The organism is Pseudomonas aphyarum, assembly GCF_028657055.1.
GTDB classification, from domain to species: domain Bacteria; phylum Pseudomonadota; class Gammaproteobacteria; order Pseudomonadales; family Pseudomonadaceae; genus Aquipseudomonas; species Aquipseudomonas aphyarum.
The window spans coordinates 252800-274915 of the sequence record NZ_JAMDGS010000010.1; the positions used below are offsets into that span (position 1 = coordinate 252800).

Consider the following 22116-nt stretch of genomic DNA (forward strand, 5'->3'; position numbering starts at 1 on the left):
TCAAAGCAGGTTTTCAATCACTGGAGTATGCGTCAAACCAGCGGATTGGAAAGGTGCTTCTGCGAGATCAAGGTGCCACCAGCGTGGCAGCAACTGGCGGACGCGACTTTCGGCAAAGCGATCATCGATCAGCATCACCACGCCGCGATCCTGCTGGGTGCGGATCACCCGCCCGGCGGCCTGTACCACTTTCTGCACGCCGGGGAACAGGTAGGTGTAGTCGTAGCCGGCGCCGAAGATTGCCGCCATGCGCCGCTTCATCTGTTCATTGACCGGGTTGAGCTGGGCCAGCCCGAGAGTGGCGATGAACGCGCCGATCAGGCGTGCGCCGGGCAGGTCGATGCCTTCGCCGAACGCGCCGCCGAGCACGGCAAAACCGACGCCCTGGCTGTCGGCGGTGAATTGATCGAGAAAGTCCTGACGCGCTCCTTCGGTCATGCCCCGGGATTGCTGCCAGCGGGTGATGTGCGGGTGTCGCTCGGCCAGCAGCTGCGCAACCTGTTGCAGGTAGTCGAAACTGCTGAAGAACGCGAGATAGTTGCCCGGACGTTCGCTGAACTGGCGGGCGATCAGCTCGACAATCGGCTCCAGCGATGCCTGACGGTGCGTGAAACGCGTGGAAATCCGGCTGACGATCTGCACCTGCAATTGCTCGGCGCTGAACGGCGACTCGACATCGATCCAGACCGTGTCGGCCGGCGTGCCAAGCAAATCCGCGTAATAGTGGCGCGGGCTGAGGGTTGCGGAAAACAGCACGCTGCTGCGCGCCGCTGTCAGGCGCGGGCCGATGAACGCCGCCGGCACCACGTTGCGCAGGCACAGTTGGGACAGCGGGCGTTTGCGCTCGAGGTCGCGCTTGCTGATGTCGAACAGGTAATGCGCGTCGAACAGTTCCGCCACCCGGCCGAACTGCAGCATTTCGAAATAGAAGTTCTGCAACGCGCTGTCGAGCCCTTGAGGGTGATCGTTGAGGTAGTCGCCGATGCTCGCCGTGCAGGAAGAGAGCGCCTGCAAGAGTTTTTCCGGCGCCTTGTCGTAGGCCTGATACGGCGCCAACTGGTCATTGTGCAGGGCGTTCCATTCGCGGTTGACCCGTTGCAACGACTTCTTCAAGGCCTCGGGCGCGGTTTTGCGCACGCTGCCCAGTGTCGCCTGATCGAGGGTGGCGCTGTACATCTGCCGCCCGCGCTCGACCAGGTTATGCGACTCGTCCACCAGCACCGCAACGTTCCATTGATTGAACTGGGCCAGACCGAACAGCAGCGCGCTGAAATCGAAGTAATAGTTGTAGTCCGCCACCACCACGTCGGCCCAGCGGGCCATTTCCTGGCTCAGGTAATACGGGCACACCGCGTGCTGCGCCGCGACGTCTCGCAGCGCAGCCTGATCCAGCAGCCGCAATTGGCTGGCAGCCTCACGGGCAGCGGGCAAGCGGTCGTAAAAGCCTTGGGCCAACGGGCAGGATTCGCCGTGGCAGGCCTTGTCCGGGTGTTCGCAGGCCTTGTCCCGGGCGACCATTTCCAGCACCCGCAGCGGCAAGGTTTCGCTGTGATCGAACAGCACTTGCGCCGCATCCAGCGCCAGTTTGCGTCCGGGTGTCTTGGCGGTGAGGAAGTAGACCTTGTCCAGTTGCTGCGGCGCCAACGCCTTGAGCATCGGAAACAGGGTGCCGAGGGTCTTGCCGATCCCGGTTGGGGCCTGGGCCATCAGGCAGCGGCCGGTGCTGACGGCCTTGAACACCGATTCGGCGAGGTGGCGCTGGCCGGGGCGAAACGCGGCATGGGGAAAACCCAGCTGCTGCGCCGCCCGGTTGCGCGCGTCGCGGTGGGCCATTTCCTGTTCGGCCCACGCCAGGAACAAACCGCACTGTTGTTCGAAGAACTGCTGCAGCGCTTCGGCGCTGAACGCCTCGACCAGACAGGTTTCCTTTTCCGTGACGATGTCGAAGTACACCAGCGCCAGATTGATCTGCTCAAGCTGCAAACGACAGCACATCAACCAGCCGTAGATTTTCGCCTGGGCCCAATGCAGCGAACGGTGATTGGCCGGTTGCTTGCTCAGGTCGCCGCGGTAGGTTTTGACTTCTTCCAGGCAGTTCTGCGTCGGGTCGTAGCCGTCCGCCCTGCCCCTGACCTTCAACGGCCCGAATGCGCCCTCCAGCGCCACTTCGCTCTGGTAGGCGTCGTTGCGCCGGGACGCCACGGTGCGATGCCCGGCAATCCCCTCCAGCGCGGTCGGTGACGGGGTGAAGCGCAAGTCGAGGTCACCGGTTTTCGCGGTGAACTCGCACAACGCCCGCACCGCGATGCTGTAGCTCAAGCGCCCTGCTCCGCCCATTGCACGTAACACACGGCGACGGGCATGCGGTGCGTGTGGCAGAACTCCAGCCAGCGCAACTGGTTGTCCTGCAAACGATCGCCGGGGCCTTTGACTTCGATCATCCGGTAGGTCTTGTGCTGCGGCCAGAACTGGATCAGGTCGGGCATGCCGGCACGATTGGCCTTGATGTCCAGCAGCAGACGGCTGAACCAGTGCTTGAGATGTTCGGCCGGCAGACAGGCCAAGGCCTGCTCCAGCAGTTCTTCATTGAGTGCGCCCCAGAACACGAACGGCGACTGCACGCCCCATTTGGCGGCGAACCGCGTGCGGATGGTGTCGGCATAGCGGCCATCGTCGAGTTCGGCCAGGCAGGCCTGAAACAGCTCGGCGCGTCGGGGCTGAAAGTCTTCATTGGGCAGATCCACCGGCCCGCGCTGGAACGGGTGAAAGAACGCGCCCGGCAGCGGCGCGAAGATCGCCGGCCAGCACAGCAGGCCGAACAATGAATTGATCAGGCTGTTTTCCACGTAATGCACCGGGCCTGTTTCTTCGTGCAGGTGCGCCTGAACGTGATATTCCACCGACAACGCCGGATCGAGACGCGGCAGGTGCAGATCCAGTCGCTCCACCAGGCCCGGCGCCGTGCGTTTGATCGGTGGCCCGCCGAGCTTGCGCCGCAAGCGCGGTAACACCCGTTGCAGGCCCTGCTGTTCGGTGGCGGTTTCCGGCGCATGCTCGGCAATGACCGCCAGTTCCAGAGCCAACGCATATTCGGTGCTGCGCTCCAGCACACGGATCATCCGCAATCGCGCGCCGGGATAGGCGCAGTCGCGATAGATCTTCAGTGCCAGGGCGAATTCGCCGAGGCGCTCGCAGTATTGGCCGATCTGGAACAACAGCTTGCCGCGCCGGCGTTGCAGCCACGGGTTGTCGAAATGCAGCGCCGCGATCTGTTCGACGATCGGCTCCAGCGGCTCGCCGGCTTCGAAATACAGCTGGCAGTCGTGCAGAAACAGGCAGGCATCGACGTCGGCACGGCTGCGCAAGCCTCGGGAATCGGCGCTGAATTCGACTTTTTCATAAGTGAAGATGCCGAGGTCGGCGAGCACGAACTCCGACCAGTCCTGATAGAGGTTGCCGAAGAACATCAGGCGAAAACGGTCGCACAGGTCCATCAGCGTCAGGCTGAACAGCCGATCCGCCAGCGTTGGGCACCATTGCTGAAAACTGCGGGGCTCGGGGAATTGTTCGTGCAACAACGGCAGCCAGTCGACTTTCTTGCCTTTAGGCTGATCGATGGCCGGGCCGAAGGCTTGCAGGATCTCGGCCTTGAGCAACACCTCGAACAGATCCGCCATCGACAACGGCGCCTGTTCATCGAGCCAGCCGTGCTCCAGCAGCGGTTGCACCGCCTCGGCGATGTCGCCGATTTCCGGATAATTCAGCTTGCCGGCACGAAAATGCACGCCCTTGCGCATCACCATCCGCACCAGTAATCCCTGGGATCCTCGCGGCAGTGCCTTGAAATCGCGGATGAAGGCGTGCTCCGCTTCGCTCATGGCATCGGCGTAACGAAGCTCAAGCCAATCAAGCACCTGGCGAAAGTTGTTGAGGTAATAGAACGGGTCGTCGAGGGGATTGGCAGTCACGGTGATTTCGGGGCCATGGCAAGCGAGTACTGGTTATGCGTACAGATACCAGCCTGCCCCGGCGGGCGCAAACGGAAAAAGATCAGTGGCACCTTCATTGCGGATTTTTTCAGGTGGCCATCGAACTTTTACCGGCGTAATGGCACCAACCGCGTTAGAGGCCGACAATGGTCGAAATGAACAGGAACGCTGCTTATGAAAATCAAGACTCTCGGGATCCCGTTGGCTGTTGCGGCCCTGCTGACGCTGGCCGGTTGCTCGACCCCGACGGTGGTCACCCTGCAGAACGGCACCCAGTACCTGACCGAAGACATGCCCGATACCAAAAACGAGGACGGCTTCTACGAGTTCAAGGATATTTCCGGCGCCAAGATCCGCGTGCGTGCCGACGAAGTGGCCACCGTGCGCAAAGAAGACTGACGGTTACCCCATCAAAAAAGGCTGCGATCCTGTTGGAACGCAGCCTTTTTTGCATTTATCAGCGGGGCAATGCCATGCCCGGGAGGGAGTCGTCGCAGCTGAAGGGCCGCTCGCCCCGGCGAACCAGTTCTTCCTGCAAGCGCTGGCAACGCTGACGCTCCTGCTGCGCCATGCGGTCGATACTCAGATTGCCGGTCATCTCCGGCGTTTTGTCTTCGCCGATGCGAACGGTCACGAACGGTTGTTCGGGCTGAATATGAAAGCGGCTTTTTTCTTCGACGGGTTTGACGTCATCACTCTCGGCCGGCTTTGGCAGTTCATCGGTGGTGACGCCATAGCGGCTCAGAATCGAGCTGTGAGGCAGATCGGCCCAGGCATTGGCCGACAGCAGCGCCAGTCCCGCGATACCGATAAACCTCTTGAAACCTTTCACGTGTGAATCTCCTGTACTCGTTGGCGACCCTTACATGACGAACGTTGCCGTCATGGCTTTAGGCCGCATTTCCTGTTGGTGCAGGGATTGGAGTCAGGGAATGGCTGGTGAGTCACTTTTGATATGGGGAAGGAGTACGCTCCTTCCCCACCCTTGCCGTCAGGCGATCACAATCCCGTCGGCACTCAGGCTGTTCAACGCAACCCCGACCAGCGTCACCGAGTCAGCACCGAACTTCAGCACCGTGTCCTGGCCCACCGCCGTGGCATGGGCGCGGAAGTCGTCGTTGGGCAATACGCCCTGCACGCCGAGGAACACCAGTTTGTCGTTGGCGGTGTAACCCACCACGCGATCCTGGCCGAACGCGCCGCTGAACAGGAACGTATCCGCCCCGCCGCCCGATTCCATCAGATCATTGCCGGCGCCGCCGACGAAGACGTCGTTGCCCGTCCCGCCGATCAGATGGTCGTTGCCGTCCAGGCCGAACAGCCAGTCACCGCTGGTCTTGGCCTTGAGGGTGTCGGCGCCGCCGGTGCCCTTCACGCTCGATTCGTACTGGGTGACGTTGTTGCCGACCTTCAGGCCGGTCGCCGTGACGCTGTGGGTCACGTCGTCCTTGAACAGGCCCCAGAGGAAGCCCGGCTCCTTGGTGACAATGCTGCCGATGTCGCGGGTGATGCTGATCCCGCCGTTGGCATCGCGGATGTACAGGTTGCCGGCACCGTCATTGGCGAAGTCGAAGGTATTGACCGACTTCTGCAACTCCAGGGTGTTGTTGCCCGAGCCGCCGAGCAGGATGTTGTAGCCCCCGCCGTCGCGGAACGTGTCGTTGCCGGCGCGGCCCTCCAGATAATCGTTGCCGCTGCCGCCCTGGATCAGGTCATTGGCGTCGCTGCCGATGATGAAGGTGCTGCCCTTGTGGGTTTCGGCGTTGCGGTTCAGGTCCTGCACCCAGGTGTTGGCCCGCGCCGGATCCGACAGGTTGGCGACGATGATCGTCGAATCCTTGCTGGTCAGGTCGTAGAACTTCGACTCGATCACCCGGTTCATGCCATCGCCATAAGCGGTTGGCAGGTGCGAGATCCAGGTCGGAATGTTGACGATCGAGAACGGCAGCACGTTCCACGCCGCCGAGGCGTAGTGGTCGTTGAAGCTGACAATGTTGTCGGTCGCCGATTCCTTCGGCGCGTCGTGAACGCCGAGCGAGGCGCCGGTGAAGGTCGAGCCGTCGAGGGCGCGGAACACCGGATCGTTTTCGTAGCCGACGTTGAGCACCTTGTCGGTGCTGCTCTGGGTTGGGGAGGCATAGGCGATGTAGTTGGAATCCTGGAAGAACCCGCCCCATTTGCTGGTGCTCAGGTCCGCCATGCTGTTGACCGCCAGCCCGCCGAGGCTGTGGCCGCTGACCAGCACGTCTTTGCCGGTCAGGCCGTTGGCCTTGGCGAACGCCACCACATCGTTCATCAGGTTGCCGAAAGCTTCGCCGACGTAGTTTTTGGCGTAATCCTTGGGCCCGAATGCGGCGAGCAAGTCGTTGATTACGTCACCGATGGAGTCGCCGATCAGGATTTCCCGTGGGCCGCTGGTGCCGCGAAAGGCGATGCCGATTTCCGTCAGATGGCCCTGAGCGTCGTATTTGCCGAGGATTTCCACCTGGGCGCTGGTGTAGCCGGCCTTTTCGCCGAAGAAGGTGCCGCGGGCATCGGTCTTGCCCTCGTAACCCAGTTGCGAGGCGGTAATCGGGGTCCAGCCGGCTTTTTTCACCGCATCGAGCGCGGCTTTTTCCGAATCGGGGTTCCACGGAATGCCGGGGATCACCCCTTGGGAATCCGTCCCGCCGATCAGCGCGGTCACCAGCGTGGCCGGCAAGCCGAGGCCGAAGCCGTTGTGCTGATAACCGACGGCAAAGCCGTTATCGAGGTTGTGGTAGGAATACAGCGTAATGGCCATGGCGTCGCTGAACAGCGCCTTGGATTCCGCCGTACCGAAATTCTTGTAGTCATACACACCCATTGCTGTTGCCTCTCTCTTTGTTGGAATTGTTCAGAGATAGCTCACAACCAGAACGCCCCTCCCGAGGCGCCCCGGAGCATTTCAGTACAACTTTCGTTTGTCAGGCGAAGACGAAACTCGAATCCGACAGGTTAGCCACACCCACCCCGACCAGCGTCACGGCAAAGTCGCCAATCTTCAGCACGGTATCGCTTCCGGACTGCGACGCGTGTTGCTTGTAGTCGTAGCCCAGACCCGCGCCTTCGACGCCCATGAACACCAGTTTGTCGCTGCCCTGGTAGCCATTGATCGCGTCGAAGCCGAACGCGCCGCTGAACAGGAAGGTGTTGTTGCCACCCACCGCGCTCATCACGTCGTTGCCGGCGCCGCCGACGAAGGTCACGTGGGCCTTGTCGCTTTGCAGGTGATCGTTGCCGCCCAGGCCGAACAGCCAGTCGCCGTCAGCGGTGGCTTTGAGGGTGTCGCCCATGGCGCCGCCGCTGAGCGAATGGTTGTACTGGGTCAGTTCGGCACCGTTGGCCAGGCCTTTGGCGGTGACGGTCCAGGTGATTTCCTTGCTGCCCCACCACGAACCCGACTCCTTGCTCACCAGCGCGCCAATGTCGCGGGTCATGCTGATGCCGCCGTAGGCGTCACGCACATACAGCGTGCCGTCGCCGTCGTTGGCGAAGCTGAAGTTCTGCAGCGGTTTTTGCAGCTCGAAGGTGTTGTGGCCCTGGCCACCGAGCAGGATGTTGAAGCCGCCGTCGTCACGGAAACGGTCATCGCCGCCCAGCCCTTCGAGGAAGTCGTTGCCCGCCCCGCCCTTGAGCCAGTCGCCGCTGTCGGTGCCGATGATGAACGTGCTGCCGGTGTGCGGCTCGCCGCTACGGCCCAGATCTTCGACCCAGGTCTTGCCCCGCGACGCTTCCTCAAGGTTGGAGACGATGATCGTCGAGTCCTTGTGTGTCAGGCCGTAGAACTTCGACGCGATCACCCGGTTCAGGCCGTCGGCATACCCCAGCGAGCTGTGGGCCGACCAGTTCAGCGGATTGGCGATGCTGAACGGCACCAGGTTCTGCGCGGTGGACGCGTAGTTGTCGTTGAAATTGACGATGTTGTCGGTGGTCGAATCGTGCGGCTTGTCGTGCTTGCCCATCGACGCGGTACTGAACGTGGTGCCGTCGAGCACGCGGAACACCGGGTCGTTCTCGTAACCGATGTTCAGCACGTTGGTGCCGGTGCTGCTCTGGGTCGGCGAGGCGAACGAAATGTAGTTGGCGTCCTTGAAGAAACCACCCCAGTTGCTCGCGCTCAACTCCGCCACACTGTTGACCCCGAGACCGCCCAGGCTGTGGCCGCTGACCAGCACGTCCTTGGCCGCAATGCCGTGGGCGACAGCGAAAGCCGCCACCGATTTGAGCAGGTTGTCGAACGCATTTTTCGCGTACTGGGTGGCGTAATCCGTCGGGCCGATGGCGGCCAGCAGATTGTTTTTCATGTCGCCGAAGGTGTCGCTGTAACCCAGCCCGCCGGTGCCCCGGAAGGCCACGCCGATGCCGATCAGTTTGCCCGCGGCGTCGTACTTGCCGAGCACTTCGGCTTCGGCGCTGGTGAAGCCGTCCTTCTCGCCGAAGAACGTGCCCTGCGCCCCGACCTTGCCCTGATAGCCCAGCGCCGTGGCGCCGATCGGCTTCCAGCCGGTGCCGGGCAAGGCCTGCCCGGTCGGCGTGTAGGCATACAGCGTCAGGGCGATGGCATCACTGTAAAGCGCTTTGCCGTCGGCATTTTTGTAATCGAACAATCCCATGTTGTGCTCTCTCTTCCTTTCAAAAACGGCAGTTCTCTAAAGAACTGCCGCTACCCCTTAGAACTGCCAGTCCAGCGTCAGGCCCACTCCGTGGTCCTTTTCGTTGGAGCCGATCAGCCCGTTGTAGTCCAGGTTGACCCGGACATCGCGATTGAGCGCCAGCCCGGCGCGTACGCCGACCACCGCTGCATCTCGATCCATCGACACACTTTGCACGGTGAACGCACTGTTGCCATTGACGAAGGCCAAGTGACTGTCGGAATCCACGCTGCTCAAGTTGTGCTGCCAGCCCAGGCTTGCACCCAGTTCCAGCTGGTGTTTCTCCGACAGGGCAAACGTGCGTTTGGCCCGCACACCAAGGGTCGACAACACCACATCGCGGTTGTCTTCGCCGCCCTTCAGTGCGGCGGCATCACCCTTCTCGGTGAAGCTGTCGCTGTTGAGGTGCACGTAGGCCAGATTGGCGAACGGCTCCAGGTTCATCGGTTGCAGGCCCAGGTCGTAGGCCGCTTCGGTGAACAGTTGCGCGGTGGTCGCATCGCGCTTGGTTTTCTGTTTGCCGCTGACGCCACCGAACTGCAGGTCGCGTTTGACGTCGATGCGATGCCAGCTGTAAGCCGCACCGGCGGTCAGACGCACCGCATCGATCTGATGCCCCAGGTATGCACCCAGGTGATAGCTATCGACCGAGGCGGACGAATGTGTACCCTCGCCCATGCTCAACGAGCTGTCGCTATAACCAGTAACGAAACCCAGACGGGTATCTTCAGCGATCAAACCGTCGACACCGGCTAGCAGGCCGCCAATGGAACTGGTGGAATCGGCGTATTTCGACCCGCCATCGCTTTTGCCCCAGGCGCCCAGCACTTTGAGCCAGGCGTTGCTGCGGTCATCGGTCGGCGCGCCGGCATCGAACAGATCGCGTTCGCGCAGACGTTCGCCCACGGCATCGCGCAGGTAGCGGCTGTCGTTGATCAGCAGCGTGCCGATGGCCGGATGAATCTCGCCGGACAGTTGCTGGAAGGCATCCTGCGCAGCGGCCGCCGACGGCGACAGCAACAGGGTTTCGAACAACGCATTGCCGGCGCCGAGGCGTTCGGCGGCAGCACCGACCGCGCGCTGGTTCGGGGTCACGCCGACACTGGCGAACGAGGCGCCGTTACGACCGACGTCCAGTTGCACACCGCTTGCCGAGTACGCCAGGGTGCCGCCGAGGAACGCGTAGTCGGGCAACACTTGGCCGAACTGCCCTTCAATGCCGCCCGCTGCCTGCAAGATGTTGAACTGGGTGCCCAGCAGGCTTTTCACTTCGCCGGTGGTCAACAGTGTCGGGCTGTTTTCCAGCGACAGGGTTACGGTCGCGCCTTCGATCACCGCTTTGCCACCGGCGACGATCCGGTCGCTGCTGGTCGGCGACACTTCCACCGCATAGGTCGAACCTGGCGCGAAGGTCACGTCACCGGCCACGTTCAAGGTGCCGATGGAGTTGCCCGGCGCCACGGTGCCGCCGCTGTTGGCAGTCAGCGCGGCGATCCGGCCGTTACCACCGAGGATGCCGCCGTCATTGACCGTGACCGCCGATTGCAACGAGCCGTTGATTGCCAGTCGCCCCTGATTGACCAGGGTCGGGCCGCTGTAGGTGTTGTTGCCGGTCAGCACCAGGGTGCCGATGCCTTGCTTGGTCAGACCGCCGTGGCCGGAGATGTTGTTGCGCCAGGTGTCGAGCCCGCAGGTGATGTCGTTGCACACGCGCTCGGTGGGTTTGCCCGCATCGATGATCGCGCCGATGCCCGGCAGATCGGCCACGAACTGACCGGAACCGTAGGCGCCCTGGATGCGGAACTCTTCGGGGATGTCCTGCTCGGTGACGAACATCGCCGGGCCGTCGATGCCCTTGCGCAGGTTGATCATGCCCCAGCCATACAGAGCGTCGATGCCCGGTGCGCCGAGGTCGGTGGCCGTGGTGCGCAACACGCTGGCGACCTGATCGCCGGACATGTACGGGAAGCGCTCCATCAGCACCGCCATGGAACCGGCCACGTGCGGCGCGGCCATCGAGGTGCCGTTGTAGTTCTTGTAGCCGGTGGTCAGGTTGTCGGCGTTGGTGCCTTCGATGATCGAGCTGTAGATCTGTGTGCCCGGTGCCGAGACGCAGAAACTGGCGGTATAGCCGCAGCGCGAAGAGAACGTACTCATGATGTACGGATTGGCGCTGGCCTGATCCGGGTTCCTTTGCAGTGCGGCGACGGTGATCCAGTTCGGCGCGATCTCCGGCACGAAGTAACCGAGACCGGCGATGGCGTCCGGGTTGTTCAGGTTGTAGTCGTTGCCCGCCGCGAAAATCGTCACGATCCCGCTGCGTGCGGCGGCGATTGCACCGTCGTAGGCGCCGCCGGGTTTGGTGCCCAGCAGTGTGCGGATCTCGTTGAACTGCACTTGAGCGTCGTTGACGGTGAAGTGCGGATACGCCGGGTCACGGCCGCCGAGGTCGAAACGGTCGGTGATGCCGATGCCCCAGCTGTTGTTGATGATCCGCGCACCGCTGGCGATCAGCGCATCCCAGCCAGCCTTGTACACCGCGCCGTCGTTGCCGCGCACGATGCCGTCTTCCGGGCCCGGGTCGCCGTTGTCGGCACTGATGATCTGCGCGCCGAACGCCACACCGTGCATCGGCCCACCGTCACGGCTGCCGGCGGCGATACCGCCAACGTGGGTGCCGTGGGCGCCGAGCTTGCCGTCGGAACCGACCGAGGGCGAACCGTCATAACGGAACGCGTCCCCGGCTTTGACCGGGATGTACGGGTCGGTGTATTCGCGGATCCCCGAGGTCACCAGGGTGATGACCTTGTTGCTGCCGGAGAACTCCGGGTGCGCGGCGTAGACCGGCTGGTCGAAGATCCCAAGCTTCACGCCCTTGCCGGTGTATCCGGCGGCATAGGCGTGATCCGCACCGATGGCACCCAGGCCCCAGTCGGCCTGGAATTCGGCGCTGCGCCAGCTGCCCGGATCCCCTGCCCGACCGCTTTCCACGTAGGGCGCGGCGTGTGCGCTGCTCCACGTAGTCATCGCGCAGAGCAACGCGATGTTGAGAGTTTTCAGGCGAAAGCCTCCACTCGATTGCGCGGGGGTGTTGTTGTTTTTCATCCAGCGACCTTCCTTAGTGATGTTGCGAAAAATCCGTCTATTTCAATCTCTGATCGTTCCACGCTCTCCCCGCTGATCGTTCCCACGCTCCCGCGTGGGAATGCAGCCCGTGACGCTCCGCGTCACTGGACGCTCCGCGTCCCTAGAGGCATTCCCACGCAGACGGTTCGACGCCTCGACGTGGGAACGATCAGTTGCGATCAATCAGAACTGCCAGTTCAGGCTCAGGCCCACGCCGTGCTGCTTCTCGCGGCTGGCCAGTTGTCCGGTGTAATCGAGGTTGATCCGCACGTCGCGGGTCAGTGCCAGGCTGGCCTGCACGCCGACCAGCGCGGCGTCGCGCACCAGTGGCGAGCTCTCGACCGTGTACGGCGCGCTACCGCTGGCAAAACGCAAATGCTGTTCGGAGTCGATGTCGGTCAGGCTGTGCTGCCAGCCAAGATGTCCGCTCACTTCCAGTTTCTGTGCGGACGGCAGGTCGAAGGTCTTGATCGCCCGCACACCGAGGGTGCTCAACACTGCGTCGCGCTGGTCGTCGCCGCTTTTCAGCGCGGCGGCGTCGCCCTTCTCGGTAAAACCGTCGGTGTCGAGGTGCACGTAGGCCAGGTTGGCGAACGGCTCCAGGGCCAGCGGTTGCAGGTTCAGTCGATAGGCCGCCTCGCCGAATACCTGGGTGGTGGCGGCATCGACCTTGGCTTTCTGTTTGGCGCTGACGTTGCCGTACTGCAAGTCACGTTTCACATCGGCGCGATGCCAGCTGTAGGCCGCGCCGGTGCTCAGGCGCCAGGCACCGATGTCGTGACCGGCGTAGGCGCCGAGGTGATAGCTGTCGACCTTGGCTGAAGAATGCGTGCCCGACCCCATGCTCAGCGAGCTGTCGCTGTAACCGGTGACCAGACCGATGCGGGTCTGCTCGTCGACCGCGCCGTCGACACCTGCCAACAGGCCTCCAATCGACGTGCTGTATCCAGAGGTATCGTGGCGCGAGTCGGTTGTTCCCCAGGCGCCGAGGGCTTTGATCCAGCCATTGCTTTGCGTGGCTTGCGCATCGTGCAGGCGTTCGCCGATTGCATCGCGCAGTTGGCGGCTGTCGTTGATCAGCACGGAGCCGAGGGCCGGGTAGATTTCACCGCTCAACTGTTGAAAGGCCTGTTGCGCATCACTGGCGGTGGCCGACAACAGCAGGCTTTCGTAAACCGAACTGCCCGCGCCCATGCCTTCCACGGCGGCAGCCACAGCGCGTTGATTCGGGGTCTGGCCGACGCTGGCGAACGATGTCGCGTTGCGCTCGACGTTCAAGCCAATGCCGTTACCGCTGTAGGCCAGGCTGCCACCGATGAACAGGTAATCCGGCAGCACCGCACCGAACCGACCCTGAATGCCGCCCGCCGCTTGCAGAATGTCGTACTGCCGGCCGAGCAGGCTTCTGGCCTCGGTGGTGCTGAGCAGCGTCGGGCTGTTTTCCAGCGACAGGCTCACGGTAGCGCCGTTGATGGAGGCGGTGCCGCCGGCGACGATGCGGTCGCTGCTGGTGGGCGACAACTCAACGGCGTAGGTCGAACCCGGTGCGAAGGTCACGTCACCGGCGACGTTCAACGTACCGATCGAATTGCCCGGTGCCACGCGGCCGCCGTTGTTGGCGGTCAACGCGCCGATTCGTCCGGAGCCGCCGAGTGTGCCGCCGTCGTTGACGGTCACGGCGGAGGTCAGCGAGCCGTTCACCGTCAGCAGACCGCCATTGACCGTGGTCGGCCCGCGATAAGTGTTTTCACCGGTCAGAACCAGTCGCCCGTCGCCGGACTTGATCAGGCTGCCTTGATAAACCCGAGTGGAAGCCGCTGCGTCTCGGGCCATGCCCACGGCGTAATCGGTCTGATCCTGTTGGCTGGCGCCGGCCGGCACGCCGTTCTGCCAGCCTTTGCTTTGCAGGGTTTGCTGCCAGGCGCTGTGTTCGGCGAGGTCTTCGCTCTGGCGCTGGATCAGCGCTTTGTCGCTGATGTCGTTGCTCCAGACATCGTTCTGCCCGGCCGCCAGATTAGCGTCGAACGCCCCGAGCAATTGCCCCGGCCCGCGCATCGCCCGGTACAGGTTGGCCACGCCCCAGCCGACTCGCTCGGTCGGTGCGTCGGTCACCGAACCGTCGAGTTGGGTGGCGGTGGTCAGCAGCACTTCGAGAGCCTGCTGGTTATTCATGTACGGATAGCGCTCCATCACCAACGCCAGTGCGCCGGTGGCGTGCGGCGCGGCCATCGAGGTGCCGGACTTGATCGCATAACCGCCGTCGGGAATGGTGCTGTCGATCTTCGCCCCCGGCGTGGTGATGCACCAGTACTTGGCAATGCCGCACTGGTTGTATTTCTGTTGATTGCTTTGATCCAGCCCGGAAACCGCCAGCCAGTGGCCTTCCAGATCCGGCTGAAAGTACGGCAGCGCCGAGCGCACGCTGGCATTCGGGTAGCCGCTGTTGCCGGCGCTGAACACGTTGATCACGCCACGACGGGAAACGTCCGCCGCCGCATCCAGCCAGGTGCCTTTGTTCCAGTGCTGGGCGTAAGCGGCGTGCAGATCCGCGAGGGTTCGATAGCTGACATCCGGCGGCTGGCTGCCCCAACTGTTGTTGATCGCCCGCACACCGGCATCGGCCAGGGCGTCGTACACCGCTTTGAAGTAGCGCGGATCCGGGTTGGGGCCGAACAGGAAACTGTCGTTCTTGTTGGTGTTGCCGACGTAGATCTGCGCGTTGTACGCGACGCCATGCATGCCGGTGCCGTCGCGGGACGCGCCCATGGTGCCGACCACGTGGGTGCCGTGGGAGTCGTTGTTCGGGTTGAGGGTGCCGTTGACGTTGAACAGCGAGCCGTCGAGGTAGCTGCCGCTGGCCATTACCGGGTGATAACGGTCGCTGGCGAATTCGGGATGGGCGGCGTCGAAACCGGAGTCCAGCGCGCCGATCTTCACGCCCTTGCCGGTGATGCCGGCGGCGTAGGCCTGATCCGCCTGCATCCGCTCCAGGCCCCAGTCACGCAGGAATTCGGCGCTGCGCCAACTGACGGGATCGCCGGGTTTTCCGGCTTCGAGGTATTGGGCCTGGGCCTGGGTTGCAGAAATCACAAGCAGCAGGGTGCCGACCGAAACCGGCTTGATGCGTACGTCCATGTTCACCACTCACTTTTATTGTTTTATGCAGGTTGATTCTGCGGTGTTGCCTGTTCCCCTCACCCCAGCCCTCTCCCGGAGGGAGAGGGAGCTGACCGAGTTGTCTTGCGTCATACATCGACCTGAAAAAAACGGTCGACTATGGATCCATCCGGGCCGGTAAAAATCTCCAATACTTTCGGGTCATGCACCGACCTGAAAAACCGGGTCGATGCTGGATTCAGTGACGCTCGATCAGGTCGGCGTACTTCTAAAATATCCCCCGATCGGTCCCCTCTCCCTCCGGGAGAGGGTTAGGGTGAGGGCCGGTCTGAAGCCATGCACATCAACGTCGAGCCACCCCAAACGCCTCATCCACCCGCGCCAGATCCTGCTCGCTCAACGTGCCCGCGTAGTAATGCAATTTGGTCCAGGCCATAAGGTAGTCATAGCGTGCCTGGGCCAAATCACGGCGGGTGGTAAATAGTTGTTGTTCGGCGTTCAGTGCGTCGAGGTTGGTTCGCTCGCCACCGAGAATGCTTTGTTTGGTCGACACCACCAGCGCTTCCGCCGAGGCCAGGGCCTTTTGATAGGCGCGCAACTTGTTGACCCCGGACAGGCAGGCGCTGAACTGGCGGCGCAATTCGATCAGCGTCTCGCGGGTCTTGCCGTCCAGTTCGTATTCGGCCTGTTCCATGGTGCGGCTGGCCTGACGGGTCGAGGCCGACACGCCGCCGCCGGCATACAACGGCACGCTGACTTCGAAACCGATGGTGTTGGTTTCGTAACGCTGGTTGTAGGTGTTGCCGCTTTCCGACTCGTTCTGACGCATCGTGGCGTAAGCGCTGACTTTCGGCAGGTGTCCGGCGCGGTTGCGCTCGACTTCGTACCGCGCCACTTCCACCGCCTGACGCTGGGACGCGAGGTTCGGGTTGTTGCTGACTGCCAGTTCGTGCCAGGTGTCGTAATTGGCCGGCATCAAGGTGAATGTCTGGAAGTTCTGATCCAGCGGTGCCAGATCACTGATGTCCATCGCCGGCACGCCTACCAATGCGCCCAGCTCCCGTAGCGCGGCGTCCTGCTCGTCGCGCGCCTCGATTTCCTCGGCGGTCGCCAGTTCATAACGCGACTCGGCTTCGAGGATATCGGTGCGAGTGCCCTCGCCCTGCTTGAACATGTGCTCGTTCTGCTGGAACTGCTGCTCGTACGCCTTCTTCTTGGCCTGCGCGATGTCGATCTGATCCTGGGCAAACAAGGCCTTGGTGTAGTTATCCAGTACGCGAACCAGCAGTTCCTGGCTCTTGCCGCGAAAGTTCTCGTCGGCAAACAGCGACTGGGCCACGCCCTTGCGATACGCCGCGTAGGCTTCGTAGTCGAGCAACGGTTGTTGCAGGGTCAGGCTCGAGCCGTAACTGCTGTAGTTACGGTCATCGGTGCGATTGCGCGCACGTTCGTCGAGGGACGTGGCTTTCGACGAGTTGCGGCCCTTGTTGTAGTTGTAACCCAGCTTCGGCAACAGGCCGGCGCGGCCGATGGCGCGGTTTTCAAGGCCGGCGTCGCGCTCCTTGATCGCGCCGAGGAACACCGGGTCATTGCGCAACGCCTGTTCGTAGATTTCGAACGGCCCCATGGCCGCCACTGCACTGTTGCCCGCGAGCAGCGCGATCGCTGCCGCCAGCATGGAAAGCTTATTCATACAGCCGAACATCCTTATTCTTCGGTCAACGCGGAACCGGCGCGGTCGAGCAGCGGCTTGAACAGGTAGTTGAGGAGTGAACGTTCGCCAGTGCGCACGAACATTTCCGCCGGCATGCCGGGCTTGATGACCAGACCGTTGAGTTTTTCCATGGCCTGATCGCTGACGCTGCTGCGCAGCACGTAGTACGGCACGCCGGTTTTCTCGTCGACCATCTGGTCGGCGGAAATCAGGCTGACTTCGCCGGGCACTCGTGGCGTCTTGCTCTGGTTGAACGCGGTGAACAGGATGTCGACCGGCAAGTGCGTGCCGACCTTGTCGATCAGGTTGATCGGCAGGTGCCCTTCCACTTCCAGGCGCGTGCCTTGCGGGACGATTTCCAGCAGGGTTTCGCCCTGACGCACCACGGCGCCTTCGGTGTGCACGCCGAGGTTGACTGCCACGCCGTCGGCGGTGGCGAGTATTTCGCTGTGTTGCAGGTCGAAACCGGCGGAAGTCAGTTGCTCCGACAGCGTGACGCTTTTCAGTTGCGCGTCGGCCAGCTGGGTGCGGACTTCCTTCTGGTATTCCTCGCCGTGCTGTTGCAGTTTCAGGCGGGACTCAAGGATGCCCTGCTCCACCCGGCCACTTTCGCCGGTGTTCTCGGCCAGTTGCTGCTGAACCTGCGACAGCTGACGCTGGTATTCCATCAAGCGGTTGCGCGGGATGTAGCCGTTGTCGGCCAACGGTTGTAGGTTGCTCAACTGCTGTTGCAGGGAGTCGGCCTGCGCATTCAGGTCAGTACGGGCGCGGCGCATGCCGGCCAGTTGCGCGGTGGCGCCTTCGATACTGGCGCGCAGGGCGGCCTGCTCGCGGGAAAACGCTTCGCGGCGGCTGCTGAACAATTGGCGCTGGCCTTCCAGTACCAGCGCCAGGCGCGGATCGGCGTTGTCGCTCAGTTCTGCCGGAAAGGTCACTTGCTTGAGGTTGTCACGCTCGGCCTGCCAGCGCGCCAGGCTGGCCCAGGCCATGCGATATTGCGCCTGCAACGACTGCACGTCGGCGGCGACCTGCGTCTGGTCGAGGCGGAACAGCGGCTGGCCCTGCTTCACGATCTCGCCTTCACGCACCAGAATCCGGCTGACCACGCCGCTGCTCATCGACTGCACGGCTTTGCGCTTGCCCGACACCACCACAGTGCCTTGCACCGGAATGCCTTGATCCAGCGGCGCCAATGCCGCCCAGGTGAAGAAACTGCCAGCACCGACCAGCGCCAGAATCCAGCCCATGCGGGCGAAGAATTTCGCATCGCGCTCCGGGCGTTCGGTGATGTACGCGTGTTCCATGGTGGCTTCGTTTTGCGTGTTCATGCTCGCGCTGCTCATACACCCGAATTCCTTGTCGTCGGCTGATACTGTCGGCTCATGCTGAGCCCGGCCGGTGCTTGCGCAGGTTTTTCATTGTGTTGTGGCTGATTGCCGGGCTGGTTGGCGGACAGCGCCTTGAGCACATCATGGCTCGGGCCGAACGCTTGCAGGCGACCGTCGTTGAGTACCAGCAGCTTGTCGGCCTGGGCCAGTACCGAAGAACGGTGGGTCACCAGCACCACGGTGGTGCCCTGGGCCTTGAGCTGCACGATCGCGCTGGATAGCGCGGCTTCGCCGACGGTGTCGAGGTTGGAGTTCGGCTCGTCCAGCACCACCAGGCTCGGGTTGCCGTACAACGCACGGGCCAGTGCCACGCGCTGTTTCTGGCCGCCGGACAAACCGCTGCCGTCCTCGCCCAACTGTGTGTCGTAGCCTTGCGGCATACGCAGGATCAGTTCGTGCACGCCGGCCTGTTGCGCGGCAGCCACGACCTTTTGCGGATCGGCTTCGCTGAAGCGGGCAATGTTCTCGGCGATGCTGCCGCTGAACAGTTCGATGTCCTGCGGCAGATAGCCGATGTACGGACCGAGCTGATCGCGGTTCCAGCGGTGAATATCGGCGCCGTCCAGACGCACGGTGCCGCCCAGGGCCGGCCATACGCCAACCAACACCCGCGCCAGGGTCGATTTGCCGGAGCCGGAAGCACCGAGCACGCCGAGCACTTCACCGGCCGCCAGGTTGAAGTTGACCATGTGCAGGGTTGCGGCGCGCTGACCCGGAGGGCCGGCGCTGACTTGTTCGAAGGTGATCTGGCCTTTCGGCGCCGGCAGCGCCATGGCGTCATCGCTCGGCGGGAAGGCTTGCAGCAGCGCATCGAGGCGACGGTAAGCCAGCTTCGCCCCGCTCCACTGCTTCCACACGGCAATCAATTGATCGATCGGGCTCAGCACCCGGCCCATCAGGATGGAGCCGGCGATCATCATTCCGGCGGTCATGTCGCCCTTGATCACCAGCAGTGCGCCGAGGCCCAAAACCAGCGATTGCAGGCACAGACGTAGGGTCTTGCTCAGCGAGCTGATCACCGCGCCGGTGTCGCTGGCCTGATTCTGCAGGCCGAGAAAGCGCGAGTGCACCTGGAACCAACGCTTGCGCAAGGCACCGAGCATGCCCATGGCTTGAATGGTTTCGGCGTTGTGCAGATGGCTGGTGGCCAACTGGCTGGACTTCTGCGAGTAACCGGCAGCTTCGCCCAGCGGCTTTTTGGTCATGTATTCGTTCAGGCACGCCAGCGCGATCAGCAGCAGTGCACCCGCCGTGGCGAGCACACCGAGCCAGACGTTGAACAGGTAAATCACGAACAGGTAGACCGGGAACCACGGCGCATCGAAGAACGCGAACAGCGCAGGCCCGGTGACAAACTGGCGAATGTGGGTCAGGTCGCCCAGGGACTGCCCGGCGTTACCCTCGCCCTTGAACAGGTTGCGCTCGAACGCTGCCTGATAAACCCGCAGATTGAAGCGGCGCTCCAGCTGGCTGCCGATGCGGATCACGATAAAGCTGCGCACCACTTCCAGCAGACCAATGAAGGCAAAGAAACCGACGACCATCAGCGACAGCATCGCCAGGGTGGTTTCGTTCTGCGAAGACAGCACCCGGTCATAAACCTGGAGCATATATATGGAGGGCACCAGCATCAGCACGTTTATCAATGCGGTAAAACATCCGACGCTGATCAGAATGCTTTTATAGTCACCCAAGGCCTTGAATAAGGGAGCAGTGGCTGGGGCCTTCGCCATCTTCATTGATTCTTCCTGAAATGATTGAACTCGCCCAAATAATGACGAGCGCTCAATTGTTATTTCGCTTACCTGCGAGAGATGACTTGCAAGTACCCGCTTACACTTTCACAACAACTTTTTCGAAGACTTATAACTGTCGGGCACTTGTTTATATCGCTTCGTTGATTACCAGCAGCGTTATTGCTCGATACGCTTGAGTGTCACGATCAGACCTGACGTCAAAGTGCTTGAATAAAGTCCGTCATGTTGTCGGCCGAAGAACTTGATTCTTGAGCCTTCCTTACCGGTGATGGACAGACCGTCCGGGTCCGGAAACCAGCCGATGGCGTTTTCTTGCAGCCAGGCGCTCAGGCAATCGGCGCCCTGGCCCAGCGTCTGGTTTGGCTCAAGGTCGATTACGCAGGTGTTAGAGGGTTTGTCTTGCAGCGCCTGCGCTTCGGGGGCGTCATGGGCGGCGGTCAGCGTCGCCTGCCAGTGCCCGGCGAATACCGATGGATCTTCGAGTCTGAGGCTGCTTGCCATGGTTGTTTCTCCAGAAATCATCATCAGCATCGGCATGAAACAGACGACTGCCATGCGGGAAAAAGGGTTTCGAATCATAGGAAATTTCACTCCGGCGTGTAGCCTTGCGCACGTAGCGAGACGAAGCAAGCGAAGAAAGCGGCGCATCAAGCGCCGCTTTCCCTTGTTACATCACGCCACGATGTCGCTGGTGGCTGCCTGGCCGACGGTGCTGACCTGGAAATCAGCCACGCCGTGCCCGGAGAAGTCCACCGACAACAGGCTGTTGCCGCCCGAGGACGTCAGAACCGCATCACCCGCCGCGCCGGTGAAGGCGCTGACGAAGTGCAGACCGGCGCCCTTGGTGATACCGGTCAGGTCGATTTTGTCCAGACCGCTGACGAAATCGAGGATCTGATCGATCGCACCCGGCTTGGAGTCGGAGCTGGCCGCGAACACAAAGGTGTCCGAGCCCGCGCCGCCCCACAGTTTGTCCGCACCGCCGGCGCCCCAGATGATGTCGTTGCCGGCACCGCCCTTGAGCTCGTTGGCCGCGCTGTTGCCGATCAGCAGGTCGTTGCCCGAACCGCCGATCGCGTTCTCGATGGTAACGCCCTTGGCGATGGACACGTTGCCCACCAGGCCGCCAACGTCGGAGAACGAGGCTTCATTGAGGTTGATCTTCTGGTTCTGGGTGAAACCCGAGAAGTCGAAGGTGTCCTTGCCGCCCGCATCCCACACCGAGAACACCAGCTTGTCGGCCGACGACGAGGCGCTGAGGAAATCGCGACCGGCGTTGGAGTTGAAGCCGTAGGTGGTGTCACCGGTACGGGTGGTCAGGTTGGCGCCGTAGAGTTTCTGGATCGCTGCGATGTCATCCATCAGCGGGCCGGAGGAATAGGCTTCCACGCCGCCCTTGCTGAAGTTCTGACTGGTGTTGCTTTCGCTCCAGTAGCTCATGACGCTGTAGCCGCGGGTGTCTTGCCCGTAGGTCGCGTCGTTGTAGGTCGGGTTGCCGTTGCCGGCGTTGTAGTCGCCCGGGTGCGCCAGGCCAAGGGTGTGGCCGATTTCGTGGGTCAGAGTCTGACGACCGTAGTTGTTCAGATCCGGGTTTTTGTTTTGCGTGTAGCCACTGTTGATCAGGTACCACGACGTGCCGTCGTAACCGGCGCCGGTGCCTGGCAGATAAGCGAACGCTGCAGCGCCATCCTGGCCGCCGCTGTAGTTACCGAAGGTCATGTGGCCGTCACCGCCGGTTGCTTTCTCGGTGAAGGTGACATTGGCCACATCGGCCCAGGATTGCATGGCGAGCACGGCCTGGGCTTTCTGTTGGGTACTGAACTGACTGAACCCGCTGATCCCGTGTTTGTTCATCGTGCTGGACGATGCCGAAGTCAGGAACGTGTAGGTGAGTTCGATCTTGCCGCTGCCATCCTTGTCCTGGTAGGCAGCGCCGTCGCGCAGCAACTGGGTTGCGGCCTGGTCGACGGAAAAGGAGGGTTTGCCATTGACCGTGAGGTTGCCGCCACGATCGTACTGATGGCTGAAGCTATTGATCTGGTTATACGCCGTGCTGGTTGCCGCCAGTGGTTCCGGCGCCGCGCCCAGCTGGAAAGCCTGTTCGGCGGTATCAATAGCGTTAGCTTTTACTTTCGACATAAACACACTTCCTTGTTTAGCAATGGAACAGTTTTTGTCCGATAGCGACAACCTCTGGCGAGATTGTCCTATCACTCGCCCAATGAAGGCGTAAGAAACCTGACACAATTTGAAATCTAACGTCTAGCGTTTTTTTGAGATCAAATTGAACTGTTCCGGGAAACTCCCGTAAACAAAGCGCGTGCCGCCGAAAGAAGTTTGTAAGTGTGGTGA

General features: G+C 62.1%; 13 protein-coding genes. 1 reads left to right on the plus strand and 12 read right to left on the minus strand.

From position 1 onward, the window contains the following. Positions 1–2319, minus strand: a complete 2319-nt coding sequence (locus M5G18_RS15270) for an ATP-dependent DNA helicase (protein ID WP_273899471.1) — start codon at positions 2317–2319, stop codon at positions 1–3. Then, positions 2316–3968, minus strand: coding sequence for a VRR-NUC domain-containing protein (locus M5G18_RS15275; RefSeq protein ID WP_273899470.1), 1653 nt, complete (start codon positions 3966–3968; stop codon positions 2316–2318). Before M5G18_RS15275 ends, M5G18_RS15270 begins: the two co-directional genes overlap by 4 nt. Positions 3969–4163: 195 nt before the next feature. Here M5G18_RS15275 and M5G18_RS15280 point away from each other — a divergent pair, with 195 nt between their 5' ends. Continuing rightward, the gene (locus M5G18_RS15280; protein WP_007951417.1) at positions 4164–4388 is read left to right on the plus strand and encodes a YgdI/YgdR family lipoprotein; all 225 of its coding nucleotides are present in this window, start codon (positions 4164–4166) and stop codon (positions 4386–4388) included. Positions 4389–4446: 58 nt separating this feature from the next. Here the strand turns inward: M5G18_RS15280 and M5G18_RS15285 are convergent, their stop codons facing one another. From M5G18_RS15285 to M5G18_RS15330, 10 genes are all read right to left on the minus strand, one after another. Beyond that, entirely contained in the window at positions 4447–4821 is a 375-nt protein-coding gene (locus M5G18_RS15285; RefSeq protein ID WP_273899469.1) for a hypothetical protein, read from the minus strand. Positions 4822–4980: 159 nt separating this feature from the next. After that, a complete protein-coding gene (locus M5G18_RS15290) occupies positions 4981–6834 on the minus strand; it encodes a polyurethane esterase (protein ID WP_273899468.1) in 1854 nt (617 codons plus the stop codon). A gap of 100 nt (positions 6835–6934) precedes the next feature. Then, positions 6935–8623: a polyurethane esterase gene (locus M5G18_RS15295; protein ID WP_273899467.1), complete on the minus strand. Its 1689-nt coding sequence runs from the start codon at positions 8621–8623 to the stop codon at positions 6935–6937. 57 nt (positions 8624–8680) lie between these two features. Then, positions 8681–11767, minus strand: coding sequence for an autotransporter serine protease (locus M5G18_RS15300; protein ID WP_273899466.1), 3087 nt, complete (start codon positions 11765–11767; stop codon positions 8681–8683). 204 nt (positions 11768–11971) lie between these two features. Further along, a complete protein-coding gene (gene eprS, locus M5G18_RS15305; protein WP_273899465.1) occupies positions 11972–14923 on the minus strand; it encodes an autotransporter serine peptidase EprS in 2952 nt (983 codons plus the stop codon). A gap of 325 nt (positions 14924–15248) precedes the next feature. Then, entirely contained in the window at positions 15249–16610 is a 1362-nt protein-coding gene (locus M5G18_RS15310) for a TolC family outer membrane protein (protein ID WP_273899464.1), read from the minus strand. 2 nt (positions 16611–16612) lie between these two features. Next, positions 16613–17962: an HlyD family type I secretion periplasmic adaptor subunit gene (locus M5G18_RS15315; protein WP_085603749.1), complete on the minus strand. Its 1350-nt coding sequence runs from the start codon at positions 17960–17962 to the stop codon at positions 16613–16615. Beyond that, on the minus strand, positions 17959–19746 hold the full coding sequence (locus M5G18_RS15320) for a type I secretion system permease/ATPase (RefSeq protein ID WP_273899463.1): 1788 nt from the start codon (positions 19744–19746) through the stop codon (positions 17959–17961). The genes M5G18_RS15315 and M5G18_RS15320 overlap by 4 nt, the downstream gene beginning before the upstream one ends. A 174-nt stretch (positions 19747–19920) precedes the next feature. Beyond that, positions 19921–20343: an AprI/Inh family metalloprotease inhibitor gene (locus M5G18_RS15325; protein WP_273899635.1), complete on the minus strand. Its 423-nt coding sequence runs from the start codon at positions 20341–20343 to the stop codon at positions 19921–19923. 93 nt (positions 20344–20436) lie between these two features. Next, a complete protein-coding gene (locus M5G18_RS15330) occupies positions 20437–21903 on the minus strand; it encodes a serralysin family metalloprotease (protein WP_273899462.1) in 1467 nt (488 codons plus the stop codon). Positions 21904–22116: the final 213 nt, after the last annotated feature.